Here is a 14,429-nt window from a genome sequence, read left to right as displayed (position 1 = left end):
TCCCAACCTGCCTTAAAAGAAATCTCCGACCTCGCTCCGGATTTTGACTAACCTGACTTCCCAATAAACACTTCAATAACTCGGAATCCAGGCCTTGCTATCCAAAAAACCATTGATTTTGATCTTGGTCATTGCCTTTTCTGTGCATTGCTCTAATGGCTACGCTCAGGTGCCACTCTTTGACACCCCAGTTCGGGATGGACTAAAACAAGGGGGGAGTCTGATACTCTTTTGCTTTAGAGGCGATAACAGGCTTGGGGAACAAGGAGTAAAGTCAGACAGTCGCTATTGCTTTTCTCCTGACTCTGCCGTCGAAGCCAAGGCTTACTGTCGGGCAGCCTTTGATGATAGTGCCGACAGCGAAGACAGTGGCAATGAAGACAGCGACACCTCTGATGAAAACAGCGATACCCACTCTGACGAAGACGAAATGGATTCCGAAACTGATGTTCAGTATGCAAACACGACAGTTGACCCTTTTCGGGCATTAAACGAAATCAGTCAGTATTGTTCGATCCTAAGACTGGAAATGATTCAGCAAGAATCCATTTCAAACAGTGAAAAATCTACTCCGAAAACGCATAAACAGACCCACCTGCCTGCCGACCAGAAACCCAAGACACCCAAGCAACAACAGTGTGACCATGAGGACTGTAACTACAGAACCAACCGGGCGTACAGTCTGAAAAGGCACAAACAGACTCACTTGCCTGCCGACCAGAGACCCAAGAGACTTAAGGTGCACCAGTGTGACCATGAGGGCTGCAACTACATCAGCGACCGGGTGAGCAATCTGAAAGCGCACAAACAGACCCATCTGCCTGCCGACCAGAGACCTAAGAAACCCAAAGTGCATCATTGTGACCATGAGGGCTGCAACTACAGCTGCGACCGGGCGAGCAGTTTGAAAGTGCACAAACAGACCCACCTGCCTGCCGACCAGAGACCTAAGAAACCCAAAGTGCATCATTGTGACTATGAGGGCTGCAACTACTGCACCGATCAGGTTTGTAATCTGAAAATGCACAAACAGACCCACCTGCCTGTCGACCAGAGACCCAAGAGACCCAAGTTGCACAAGTGTGACTATGATGATTGCGACTACAGCACCAGTTATAGTAGCCATCTGAAAATGCACAAACGGATCCACCTGCCCGCCGACCAGAGACGCAGGATGCACCAGTGTCATTACGAGGGCTGCGACTACTGCAGCGACCGGATGAGCAATCTGAAAGCGCACAAACAAACTCACCTGCCTGCGGACCAGAGACCCAGAAGATCTAAAAGAAAAGCCTGTAACCAGCCACCATCAGAGGAGAAAAGAAAGAAGGTTGATAAAGAATGATCCACCTCCCAACCTGCCTCAAAGAAATCTCCGACCTCGCTCCGGATTTTGACTAACCTGACTTCCCAATAAACACTTCAATAACTCGGAATCCAGGCCTTGCTATCCAAAAAACCATTGATTTTGATCTTGGTCATTGCCTTTTCTGTGCATTGCTCTAATGGCTACGCTCAGGTGCCACTCTTTGACACCCCAGTCCGGGATGGACTAAAACAAGGTTCTGGCAATGAAGACAGCGACACCTCTGATGAAAACAGTGATACCCACTCTGACGAAGACGAAACGGATTCCAAAACTGATGTTCAGTATGCAAACACGACAGTTGACCCTTTTCAGGCATTAAACGAAATCAGTCAGTATTGTTCGACCCTGAGACTGGAAATGATTCAGCAGGAATCCATTTCAGACAGTGAAAAATCTACTCCGAAAACGCATAAACAGACCCACCTGCCTGCCGACCAGAAACCCAAGAGACCCAAGCAACACCAGTGTGACCATGAGGGTTGCAACTACAGCAGCGACCGGGCGAGCAATCTGAAAGCGCACAAACAGACCCACTTGCCCGCCAACCGGAGACCCAAGAAACCCAAAGTGCATCATTGTGACCATGAGGGTTGCAACTACAGCAGCGACCGGGTAAGTAACCTGAAAACGCACAAACAGACCCACCTGCCTGCCGATCAGAAACCCAGGCTGCACCAGTGTGACCATGAGGGTTGCAACTACAGCACCGACAACAAGAGCCATCTGAAAAGGCACAAACAGACCCACCTGCCTGCCGACCAGAGACCCAAGGTGCACCAGTGTGATCATAAGGGCTGCGACTACAGCACCAACAATGTGAGCTATCTAAAAAGGCACAAACAAATCCACCTGCCTGCCGACCAGAGACCCAATAGACCCAAGAGGCGTAAGGTGCACTGCGACCATGAGGGCTGCAACTACACCAGCGACCGGACGAACAATCTGAAAGCGCACAAACAGACCCATCTGCCTGCCGACCAGAGACCTAAGAAACCCAAAGTGCATCATTGTGACCATGAGGGCTGCAACTACTGCACCGACTATCCGGGCAATCTGAAAGCGCACAAACAGACCCATCTGCCTGCCGACCAGAGACCTAAGAAACCCAAAGTACATCATTGTGACCATGAGGGCTGCAACCACAGCACCGACCACATAGGCAATCTGAAAGCGCACAAACAGACCCACTTGCCTGCGGACCAGAGACCCAGAAGACCTAAAAGAAAAGCCTGTAACCAGCTACCATCAGAGGAGAAAAGAAAGAAGGTTGATAAAGAATGATCCACCTCCCAACCTGCCTCAAAGAAATCTCAGACCTCGCTCCGGATTTTGACTAACCTGACTTCCCAATAAACACTTCAACAACTTGGAATCCAGGCCTTGCTGTCCAAAAAACCATTGATTTTGATCTTGGCCATTGCCTTTTCTGTGCATTGCCCTAATGGCCACGCTCAGGAAAATAGTGAGCCTTTGCTCTTTGCTCTGCCACTATTTGATACCCAAGTCCTAAAACAAAGGAGGGGTCTGATACTCTTTTGCTTTAGAGGTGATGACCTCCTCTTAAAATCAGACAGTCGCTATTGCTTTTCTCCTGACTCTGGCGTCGAAGCCAAGGCTTACTGTCGGGCAGCCTCTGATGATAGTGCCGACAGCGAAGACAGTGACAGCGAAGACAGTGACAGCGAAGACAGTGACAGCGAAGACAGAGACAGCGAAGACAGTGACAGCGAAGACAGTGACAGCGAAGACAGTGGCAATGAAGACAGCGACACCTCTGATGAAAACAGCGATAACCATTCTGACGAAGACGAAACGGATTCCAAAACTGATGTTCAGTGTGCAAACACGACAGTTGACCCTTTTCAGGCATTAAACGAAATCAGTCAGTATTGTTCGACCCTGAGACTGGAAATGATTCAGCAGGAATCCATTTCAGACAGTGAAAAATCTACTCCGAAAACGCATAAACAGACCCACCTGCCTGCCGACCAGAAACCCAAGAGACCCAAGCAACACCAATGTGACCATGAGGGCTGCAACTACAGCAGCGACCGGGTGAGCAATGTGAAAGTGCACAAACAGACCCACCTACCCACCGACCAGAGACCCAAGAAACCCAAAGTACATCATTGTGACCATGAGGGCTGCAACTACTGCACCGAGTATCCGGGCAATCTGAAAGCGCACAAACAGACCCACCTGCCTGCCGACCAGAGACCCAAGAGACCCAATAGGCGTAAGGTGCACCAGTGTGACCATGAGGGCTGCAACTACATCAGTGACCGGGTGAACAATCTGAAAGCGCACAAACAGATCCACCTGCCTGCCGACCAGAGACCTAAGAAACCCAAAGTGCATCATTGTGACCATGAGGGCTGCAATCACAGCACCATTCTGGTCGGCGATCTGAAAAGGCACAAACAGACCCACCTGCCTGCCGACCAGAGGCCCAAGAGACCCAAGTTGTTCAAGTGTGACTATGATGGTTGCGACTACAGCACCAGTTATAATAAGGATCTGAAAAGGCACGAACCGATCCACCTGCCTGCCGACCAGAGACTCAAGATGCACCAGTGTAATTACGCGGGCTGTGACTACCGCAGCGACCGGGCGGGCAATCTGAAAACGCACAAACAAACTCACCTGCCTGCAGACCAGAGACCCAGAAGACCTAAAAGAAAAGCCTGTAACCAGCCACCATCAGACGAGAAAAGAAAGAAGTTTGATAAAGAATGATCCACCTCCCAACCTGTCTCAAAGAAATTTCCGACCTCGCTCCGGATTTTGACTAACCTGATTTCCCAATAAACACGTCAATAACTCGGAAGCCAGGCTTTGCTATCCAAAAAACCATTGATTTTGATCTTGGCCATTGCCTTTTCTGTGCATTTCTCTAATGGCCACACTCAGGTGCCACTCTTTGACATCCCAGTCCGGGATGCACTAAAGCAAAGGGGAAGTCTGATGCTCTTTTGCTTTAGAGGCGATAACAGGCTTGGGGAGCAAGGAGTAAAGTCAGACAGTCGCTATTGCTTTTCTCTTGACCCTGGCGTCGAAGCTAAGGGTTACCGTCGGGCAGCCTCTGATGATAGTGCCGACAGCGAAGACAGTGACAGCGAAGACAGTGACAGCGAAGACAGTGACAGCGAAGACAGTGACAGCGAAGACAGTGGCAGTGAAGACAGCGACACCTCTGATGAAAACAGCGATAACCATTCTGACGAAGACGAAACGGGTTCCAAAACGGGTATTCAGTGTGCAAACACGACAGTTGATCCTTTTCAGGCATTGATCGAATTCAGTCAATATTGTACGACTTTAAGACTGAACATGATTGAGCAGGATCCCATTTCAGACAATAAAATAGCCACTGAGTCAGAGGCAGACCTCACAGCAACAGACTCTGCTAATAACCTGGAAATCACCTCACTTGACAACACTGGCCCCATGAGTCACCTGAAAGCGCAGAGGCAGACCCACCTGCCTGCCGACCAGAGACCCAAGAAACCCAAGGTGCACCAGTGTGACCATGAGGACTGTAACTACAGAACCAACCGGGTGGGCAGTCTGAAAAGGCACAAGCAGATTCACCTGCCTGCCGAGCAGAGACTCAAAAGACCCAAGGTGCACCAGTGTGATCATGAGGGCTGCCACTACATAACCGCCCAGGCGAGCAATCTGAAAGTGCACAAACAAACCCACCTGCCTGCCGACCAGAGACCCAAGAAACCCAAGAGACCCAAAGTGCACCGGTGCGACCGTGATGGCTGCAACTACAGCACGGGCTTCAAAGGCAATCTGAAAAAGCACAAACGGATCCACCTGCCCATCGACCAGAGGCCCAAGGTGCTCCGGTGTGACCATGAGGGCTGCAACTACAGTACCGACCACGCGGGTAATCTGAAAGTGCACAAGCGGATCCACCTTCCCATCGACCAGAGACGCAAGAGGCACCGGTGTGACCATGAGGACTGTAACTACAGCACCGACCGGGCGAACAGCCTTAAAGCACATAAACAGACCCACCTGCCTGCCGACCAGAGACTCAGGATGCACCAGTGTCATTACGAGGGCTGCGACTACCGCAGCAACCAAGCGAGCCATCTGAAAACGCACAAAAAAACTCACCTGCCTGCCGACCAGAAACCCGGGCTGCACCAGTGTGACCATGAGGGTTGCAACTACAGCACCGACAACAAGAGCCATCTGAAAAGGCACAAACAGGCTCATTTGCCTGCTGACCAGAGACCCAGACCCAAGGTGCACCAGTGTGACCACGAAGGCTGCAACTATAGAACCGACCACACGGGCAATCTGAAAGCGCACAAAAAGACCCACCTGCCTGCCGACCAGAAACTTAATAGACCCAAGATGTACCAGTGTGACCATGAGGGCTGCAACTACAGCACCGACCTTGTGGGCAATCTGAAAGCGCACAAACAAACCCACTTGCCTGCGGACCAGAGACTCAAAGTGCACCAGTGTGATCATAAGGGCTGCGACTACAGCAGCGACAGGGTGGGCGATCTGAAAAAGCACAAACGAATCCACCTGCCTGCCGACCGGAGACCCAAGAGACCCAAGTTGCACCAGTGTGACCATGAGGGCTGCAACTACAGCTGCGACCGGGCAAGCAATTTGAAAGTGCACAAACAGACCCACCTGCCTGCCGACCAGAGACCTAAGAAACCCAAAGTGCATCATTGTGACTATGAGGGCTGCAACTACAGCACCGATCAGGTTTGTAATCTGAAAACGCACAAACAGACCCACCTGCCTGCCGACCAGAAGACCAAGAGACCCAAGTTGCACCAGTGTGACTATGATGGTTGCGACTACAGAAGCAGTTATATTAGCCATCTGAAAAAGCACAAACGGATCCACCTGCCTGCGGACCAGAGACCCAGGAGACCCAAAAGAAAAGCCTATAGCCAGCTACCATCAGACGAGAAAAGAAAGAAGGTTGATAAAGAATGATCTTCCTCCCAATCCATCCCAAAGAAATCTCCCACCTCGCTCCGGATTTTGACTAACCTGACTTCCAAATAAACACTTCAACAACTCGGAAGCCAGGCCTTGCTATCCAAAAAGACACTGATTTTGATCTTGGCCATTGCCTTTTCTGTGCATTGCTCTAATGGTCACGCTCAGGAAAATAGTGTGCCTTTGCTTTTTGCCCTGCCACTCTTTGACCCTGGCGTCGAAGCTAAGGCTTACCTTCGGGCAGCCTCTGATGATAGTGCCGACAGCGAAGACAGTGGCAGTGAACACAGCGACACCTCTGATGAAAACAGTGATAACCATTTTGACGAAGACGAAACGGATTCCGAAACTGATGTTCAGTGTGCAAACACGACAGTTGATCCTTTTAAGGCATTAAACGAAATCAGTCAGTATTGTTCGACTCTGAGACTGGAAATGATTCAGCAGGAATCCACTTCAGACAGTAAAATACCTACTCGGAAAACGCACAAACAGACTCACCTGCCTGGCCACCAGAAAGCCAAGAGGCGTAAGGTGCACCAGTGTGACCATGAGGGCTGCAACTACAGCACCGACCACACGGGCAATCTGAAAACACACAAACAGACCCACCTGCCGGCCGACCAGAGACCCAAGAGACCCAAGGGGCCCAAGCGGCACCAGTGTGACCATGAGGGTTGCAACTACAGCACCGACAACAAGAGCCATCTGAAAAGGCACAAACAGACCCACCTGCCTGCCGATCAGAGATCCAGGGTGCACCAGTGTGACCATCAGGGCTGCAACTACAGCACCGACCACATGGGCAATCTGAAAGCGCACAAAAAGACCCACTTGCGTGCCAACAAGAGACCCAAGAACCCCAAGAACCCCAAGAGCCCCAAGAGACCCAGGGTGCACCAGTGTGACCATGAGGGCTGCAACTACAGCACCAACCACACGGGCAATCTGAAAGCGCACAAAAAGACCCACTTGCCTGCCGGCCAGAGACCCAAAGGGCACCAGTGTGATCATAAGGGCTGCGACTACAGCACCGACAAGCCGAACCATCTGAAAAGGCACAAAAAGACCCACCTGCCTGCCGACCAGAGACCCAAGAGACACAGGCTGTATCAGTGTGACTATGAGGGCTGCCACTACAGCACCGGCAACAAGAGCCATCTGAAAAGGCACAAACAGACCCACCTGCCTGCCGACCAGAGACCCAGGTTGCACCAGTGTGACCACGAGGGCTGCCACTACAGCACCGGCAGGACGGGCGATCTGAAAAAGCACAAATCGACACACCTGCCGACCGACCAGAGACTCAGAGAGCATCATTGTAATCATGAGGGCTGCAATTACAGTACCGACCGGGTGGAACATCTGAAAAGGCACAAAAAGACCCACCTGCCTGCTGACCAGAGACCCAGGAAACTCAAGGTGCACCAGTGTGACCATGAGGGCTGTAACTACAGCACCGACCACCGGGGCAATCTGAAAAAGCATAAACGGGCTCACCTGCCTGCGAACCAGAGACTCAGAATGCACCATTGTGATCATGAGGGCTGCAATTACAATACCGACCGGGTGGACCATCTGAAAAGGCACAAACAGAGCCACCCGCCTGCCGACCACCGACTCAAGGAACTTAAGAGGAAAGCGTGTGATCAACTACCCTCTGACGAGAAAAGAAAGAAGGTTGATAAAGAATGATCCGCCTCCCAACCCATCTCAAATAAATCTCCCACCTCGCTCCGGATTTTGACTAACCTGACTTTCCAATAAACAGTTCAACGACTGGGAAGCCAGGCCTTGCTATCCAAAAAACCATTTATTTTGATGTTGGCCATTGCCTTTTCTGTGCATTGCTCTAATGGTCACGCTCAGGAAGCTCAGGAAGCTCAGGAAAATAGTGTGCCTTTGCTTTTTACCCTGCCACTATTTGGTACTAAAGTACGATATGTATTACCGGAACTTGACTCTTCGGTTAAAGCTATCGCTACCGAGATTTACCTTCGGACAGCCTCTGATGATAGTGCCGACAGCGAAGACAGTGGCAGTGAAGACAGCGACACTTCTGATGAAAAGAGCGATAACCACGCTGACGAAGACGAAACGGATTCCGAAACAGAGGTTCAGTGTGCAAACACGACCGTTGACCCTTTTCAGGCATTAAACGAAATCAGTCAGTATTGTTCGACTTTGAGACTGGAAATGATTCAGCAGGAGCCCATTTCAGACAGTGGAATACCCGCTCCGAAAACGCACAAACAGAGCCACCTGCCTGCCGACCAGAAACCCAGGCTGCATCAGTGTGACCATGAGGGTTGCAACTACAGTACCGACAACAAGAGCCATCTGGAAAGGCATAAACGGACCCACCTGCCTGCCGACCAGAGACTCAAGGTGCACCACTGTGATCATGAGGGCTGCAACTACAGCACCGACCACATTGGCAATCTGAAAGCGCATAAAAAGACCCATCTGCCTGCCGACAAGAAACCCAGAAGACCCAAGAGACCCAAGGCACACCGGTGTAACCATGAGGGCTGCAACTACAGCACCGACCACCTGGGCAATCTGAAAGCGCACAAACAGACCCACTTGCCTGCCAACCAGAGACCCAAAGTGCACCACTGTGATCATAAGGGTTGCGACTACAGGACCAGCAGGGCAGGCGATCTGAAAAGGCACAAACAGACCCACTTGCCTGCCGACCAGAAGCCAGAGAGACCTAAGTTGCACCAGTGTGACTATGATGGTTGCGACTACGGCACCAGTTATATTACCCATCTGAAAATGCACAAACAGACCCACTTGCCTGACGACCAGAGAATCAGGATGCACAAGTGTCATTACGAGGGCTGCAACTACAGCAGCGACCAATCGGGTAATCTGAAAACGCACCAAAAAACTCACCTGCCTGCGGACCAGAGACCCAGGAGAGCCAAAAGAAAAGCTTGTAACCAGCCATCATCAGACGAGAAAAGAAAGAAGTTTGATAAAAAATGATCAACCTCCCAACCCATCTCAAAGAAATCTCCCACCTCGCTCCGGATTTTGACTAACCTGACTTCCCAATAAACAGTTCAACGACTGGGAAGCCAGGCCTTGCTATCCAAAAAACCATTTATTTTGATTTTGGCCATTACCTTTTCTGTGCATTGCTCTAATGGTCACGCTCAGGAAGCTCAGGAAGCTCAGGAAAATAGTGTGCCTTTGCTTTTTGCCCTGCCACTATTTGCTACTAAAGTACTATATGTATTACCGGAACTTGACCCTTCGGTTAAAGCTATCGCCACCGAGATTTACCTTCGGACAACCTCTGATGATAGTGCCGACAGCGAAGGCAGTGGCAGTGAAGACAGCGACACCTCTGATGAAAACAGCGATTACTATTCTGACGAAGACGAAACGGATTCCGAAACCGATGTTCAGTGTGCAAACACGACCGTTGACCCTTTTCAGGCATTAAACGAAATCAGTCAGTATTGTTCGACCCTGAGGCTGGAAATGATTCAGCAGGAGCCCATTTCAGAGAGTGAAATACCTGCTCCGAAAACACACAAACAGACCCACTTGCCCGCCGACCAGAGACCCAAAGTGTACCAGTGTGATCATAAGGGCTGTGCCTACAGCACCATCAGGGCGGGCGATCTGAAAAAGCACAAACGGACACACCTGCCTGCCGAGCAGAGACTCAGGGAACAGTGTGACTATGAGGGCTGCAATTACAGTACCGACCAGATGGAACATCTGAAAAGGCACAAACAGGTCCATCTGCCTGCTGACCAGAGAACCAAGAGACCCAAGGTGCACCAGTGTGACCATAAGGGCTGTAACTTCAGCAGCGACCACCTGGGCAATCTGAAAGCGCACAAAAAGACTCACCTGCCTGCGAACCAGAGACTCAAGATGCACCGGTGTGACCATGAGGACTGTATGTACAGCACCGACCGGAAGGGCACCCTTAAAACGCACAAATGGACTCACCTGCCTGCGAACCAGAGACTCAAGGTGCACCGGTGTGACCATGAGGACTGTAAGTACAGCACCGATCGGGCGAGCAGCCTTAAAAGGCACAAATGGACTCACCTGCCTGTCGACCAAAGACCCGGGAGACTCAAGAGGAAAGCGTATGATCAGCTACCCTCTAACGAGAAAAGAAAGAAGGTTGATAAAGAATGATCCACCTCCCACCTGCTTCAAAGAAAACTCTGACCTCGCTCCAGATTTTGACTAACCTGACTTTCAAATAAGCACTTCAACAACTCGGAAGCCAGGCCTTGCTATCCAAAAAACCATTACTTTTGATTTTGGCCATTGTCTTTTCTGTGCATTGCTCTAATGACCACGCTCAGGAAAATAGCGTGCCTTTGCTCTTTGCCCTGCCACGTGAAACCATGGCAACAGCCAAACAAAGGGGGAGTCTGATGCTCTTTTGTTTTAGAGGCGACAACAGCCCTGGGGAGCAAGGAGAAGAGGGGAGTGAAGAAGAGGGGAGTGAAGAAGAGAGCGAGGCAAACGACAGTGACACCACTGATAAAAACAGTGACAACAATCCTGACGAAGACGAAACTACCGAATCTGATGTTCAGTACGTAACCACGTCATTTAATCTTTTTCGAGGATCAAGTGAAGTCAGCCAGTATTGTGCGGTTCTGGCACTGAAAAAAATTAAGCGGGAGCCCGTTTCAGACAGTGAAATACCCAATGAGTCACAGACCCACCTGCCTGCCTACCAGAAAGCCAAGGCGTACCCGTGTGACCATGAGGGCTGCAACTTTAGAACCAACTATTCAAGCAATCTGAAAAAACACAAGCAGACCCACCTGCCTGCCGACCAGAGACCCAAGGTACACCAGTGTGACCATGAGGGCTGCAACTACAGAACCAACTATTCGAGCAATCTGAAAAAACACAAGCAGACCCACCTGCCTGCCTACCAGAAAGTCAAGGCGTACCCGTGTGACCATGAGGGCTGCAACTTCAGCACCAACTATCCGAGCAATCTGAAAAAGCACAAGCAGACCCACCTGCTCATCGACCAGAGACCCAAGGTGCACCAGTGTGACCATGAGGGCTGCGGCTACAGCACCAGATGGCCGAGGGATCTGAGAAACCACAAAGAGACCCACCTGCCTGCTGACCGGAGATCCGTGAGACTCAAGGTGCATAAGTGTGATCATGAGGGCTGCGATCACAGCACCAGCTGGCCGAGGGGTCTGAAAAGGCACAAACAGACCCACCTGCCTGCCGACCAGAGATTCAAGATGCACCACTGTGACCATGAAGGCTGCGGCTACAGAACCGACCGAACAGCGGATCTGAATAAGCACAAAGAGACCCACCTGCCTGCCGACCAGAGACCCATTAGACCCAAGGTGTACCAGTGTGACCATGAGGGCTGTAACCACAGCACCTACCATCTGGGCAATCTGAAAACCCACAAAAAGACCCACCTGCCTGCCGACCAGAGAGCCATTAGGCCTAAGGTGCACCAGTGTGACCATGAGGGCTGTAACTACAGCACCTACCATCTGGGCAATCTGAAAACCCACAAAAAGACCCACTTACCTGCCAAGCAGAGACCCAAGGTGCACCAGTGTGATCATGAGGGCTGTGACCACCGCACCAACAGGGTGAGCGATCTGAAAAAGCACAAATGGATCCACCTGCCTGCCGACCAGAGACCAAAAAGGAAAGCTTATAGCTCGCCGCCATCCAACAAGAAAAGAAAGAAGGGTAATCAAGAATAGAAATCTCCGACCTCTCTCCGGATTTTGACTAACCTGATTTCCCAATAAACAGTTCAACGACCGGGAAGCCAGTCCTTGCTATCCAAAAAAACATCGATTTTGATCTTGGCCATTGCCTTTTCTGTGCATTGTTCTAATGGCCATGCTCAGGAAAATAGTGTGCCTTTGCTCTTGCTACCGGAACCAGAAGAAGGCAGCGAGACCATTGAATGGTGGGAGTTGAAACAAGAATCTGAGGCGAACCATAGCGACATGCCACAAGTTTGCTTAGGTGATGACATCCTCTTAACGCCAGACACTTGCGCTCACAGCCGGGCAGCCTCTGATGATAGTGCCGACAGCGAGGACAGTGACAGCGAAGACAGTGGCAGTGAAGACAGCGGCACCTCTGATGAAAACAGCGATGACCATTCTGATGAAGATGAAACGGATTCCGAAACTGCTGTTCAGTGTGCAAACACGACAGCTGATCCTTTTCGGGCATTAAACGAAATCAGTCAGTATTGTTCGACTCTGAGACTGGAAATGATTCAGCAGGAGTCCATTTCAGACAGTGGCATACCTGCTACGCACAAACAGACCCACCTGCCTGCCGACCAGAAACCCAAGAGACCCAAAGTGCACCAGTGTGACCATGAGGGCTGCAACTACAGCACCGGCTATTCGGGCAATCTGAAAAAGCACAAGTATACCCACCTGCCTGCCGACCAGAGACCCGAAAGGCCCAAGGCGCACCAGTGTGACCATGAGGGTTGTGACTACCGCAGCAAGTGGGCCGGTGATCTGAAAAAGCACAAACAGGTCCACCTGTCTGCTGACCAGAGAACCAAGGAGCATCACTGTGACCATGAGGGCTGCAAATACAGCACTGACATGGTTGGCAATCTGAACAAACACAAGTATACCCACCTGCCTGCCGACCAGAGACCCACAAAACCCAAGGCGTACCATTGTGACCATGAGGGTTGTGACTACAGCTGCAAGTGGGCCAATGATCTGAAAAGGCACAAACAGACCCACCTGCCGCCTGCCGACCAGAGACTCAAGGTGTACCAGTGTGACCATGAGGGCTGCAACTACAGCTCCAGCTACCCGAGCCATCTGAAAATGCACAAGGAGATCCACCTGCCTGCCGACCAGAGACCCAAGGTGCACCAGTGTGATTATGAGGGCTGTGACCACCGCACCAACAGGGCGGGCGATCTGAGAAAGCACAAACGGGTCCACCTGCCTGCCGACCAGAGACTCAGGGGGCACCAGTGTGACTATGGGGGCTGCAATTACAGCACCGAATACATGAGTAATCTGAATAAACACAAAAAGACTCACCTGCCTGCCGACCAGAGACCAAAAAGGAAAGCTTATAGCTCGCCGCCATCTAACGAGAAAAGAAAGAAGGGTGATCAAGAATAGAAATCTCCGACCTCTCTCCGGATTTTGACTAACCTGATTTCCCAATAAACAGTTCAACGACCGGGAAGCCAGGCCTTGCTGTCCAAAAAAACATCGATTTTGATCTTGGCCATTGCCTTTTTTGTGCATTGTTCTAATGACCACGCTCAGGAAAATAGTGTGCCTTTGCTCTTGCTACTGGAATCAGAAGAAGACAGCGAGACCATTGAATGGTGGGAGTTGAAACAAGAATCTGAGGCGAACCACAGCGACATGCCACAAGTTTGCTTAGGTGATGATATCCTCTTAACGCCAGACACTTGCGCTCACAGCCGGGCAGCCTCTGATGATAGTGCTGACAGCGAAGACAGTGGCAGTGAAGACAGCGGCACCTCTGATGAAAACAGCGATGACTATTCTGATGAAGACGAAACGGATTCCGAAACTGCTGTTCAGTGTGCAAACACGACAGCTGATCCTTTTCGGGCATTAAACGAAATCAGTCAGTATTGTTCGACTCTGAGACTGGAAATGATTCAGCAGGAGCCCATTTCAGACAGTGGTATACCTGCTACGCACAAACAGGCCCACCTGTCTGCCGACCAGAAACCCAAGAGACCCAAAGTGCACCAGTGTGACCATGAGGGCTGCAACTACAGCAGCTACCAGCTGGGCAATCTGAAAAGGCACCAACAGACCCATCTGCCTGCCGACCAGAGACCCAAAAGGCCCAAGCTGCACCAGTGTGACCATGAGGGCTGCGACTTCAGCTTCGTCCGGGCGTACGATCTGAAAAGGCACAAACTGACTCACCTGCCTGCCGACCAAAGACCCAGGAGAGTGAAGAGGAAAGCGTGTGATCAGCTACCCTCTAACGAGAAAAGAAAGAAGGTTGATAAAGAATGATCCACCTCCCAACCTGCTTCAAAGAAATCTCCGACCTC

The 14,429-nt window shown here is 50.9% G+C and carries 10 protein-coding genes; all 10 read left to right on the top strand.

Annotation, left to right across the window (positions count from 1 at the left end):
* Positions 1–94: 94 nt before the first annotated feature.
* The 10 genes from K7B67_RS14555 to K7B67_RS14510 all read left to right on the top strand — a co-directional run bounded on the left by K7B67_RS14555 (position 95) and on the right by K7B67_RS14510 (position 14,391).
* Positions 95–1,345 (top strand): hypothetical protein, encoded by a 1,251-nt coding sequence (locus K7B67_RS14555; RefSeq protein ID WP_252176617.1) that lies wholly within the window; start codon positions 95–97, stop codon positions 1,343–1,345.
* Positions 1,346–1,444: 99 nt separating this feature from the next.
* The gene (locus tag K7B67_RS14550) at positions 1,445–2,650 is read left to right on the top strand and encodes a hypothetical protein (protein ID WP_252176616.1); all 1,206 of its coding nucleotides are present in this window, start codon (positions 1,445–1,447) and stop codon (positions 2,648–2,650) included.
* Between the two features lie 99 nt (positions 2,651–2,749).
* Positions 2,750–4,105 (top strand): hypothetical protein, encoded by a 1,356-nt coding sequence (locus tag K7B67_RS14545; protein ID WP_252176615.1) that lies wholly within the window; start codon positions 2,750–2,752, stop codon positions 4,103–4,105.
* A gap of 99 nt (positions 4,106–4,204) precedes the next feature.
* Positions 4,205–6,346, top strand: coding sequence for a hypothetical protein (locus K7B67_RS14540; RefSeq protein WP_252176614.1), 2,142 nt, complete (start codon positions 4,205–4,207; stop codon positions 6,344–6,346).
* A 99-nt stretch (positions 6,347–6,445) separates the two neighbouring features.
* On the top strand, positions 6,446–8,047 hold the full coding sequence (locus K7B67_RS14535; protein WP_252176613.1) for a hypothetical protein: 1,602 nt from the start codon (positions 6,446–6,448) through the stop codon (positions 8,045–8,047).
* Between the two features lie 99 nt (positions 8,048–8,146).
* The gene (locus tag K7B67_RS14530; protein ID WP_252176612.1) at positions 8,147–9,346 is read left to right on the top strand and encodes a hypothetical protein; all 1,200 of its coding nucleotides are present in this window, start codon (positions 8,147–8,149) and stop codon (positions 9,344–9,346) included.
* A 99-nt stretch (positions 9,347–9,445) separates the two neighbouring features.
* The gene (locus tag K7B67_RS14525; protein ID WP_252176611.1) at positions 9,446–10,522 is read left to right on the top strand and encodes a hypothetical protein; all 1,077 of its coding nucleotides are present in this window, start codon (positions 9,446–9,448) and stop codon (positions 10,520–10,522) included.
* 98 nt (positions 10,523–10,620) lie between these two features.
* Complete coding sequence (locus tag K7B67_RS14520) at positions 10,621–12,093, top strand: C2H2-type zinc finger protein (protein WP_252176610.1); 1,473 nt, start codon at positions 10,621–10,623, stop codon at positions 12,091–12,093.
* Positions 12,094–12,168: 75 nt separating this feature from the next.
* The gene (locus K7B67_RS14515) at positions 12,169–13,506 is read left to right on the top strand and encodes a hypothetical protein (protein WP_252176609.1); all 1,338 of its coding nucleotides are present in this window, start codon (positions 12,169–12,171) and stop codon (positions 13,504–13,506) included.
* 75 nt (positions 13,507–13,581) lie between these two features.
* Entirely contained in the window at positions 13,582–14,391 is an 810-nt protein-coding gene (locus K7B67_RS14510) for a C2H2-type zinc finger protein (RefSeq protein ID WP_252176608.1), read from the top strand.
* Positions 14,392–14,429: the final 38 nt, after the last annotated feature.

It is taken from the genome of Endozoicomonas sp. 4G (assembly GCF_023822025.1).
Taxonomy (GTDB): Bacteria; Pseudomonadota; Gammaproteobacteria; order Pseudomonadales; family Endozoicomonadaceae; genus Endozoicomonas_A.
The sequence above is the reverse complement of the archived record's forward strand: the minus strand, read 5'-3'. Positions and strand labels throughout refer to the sequence as shown.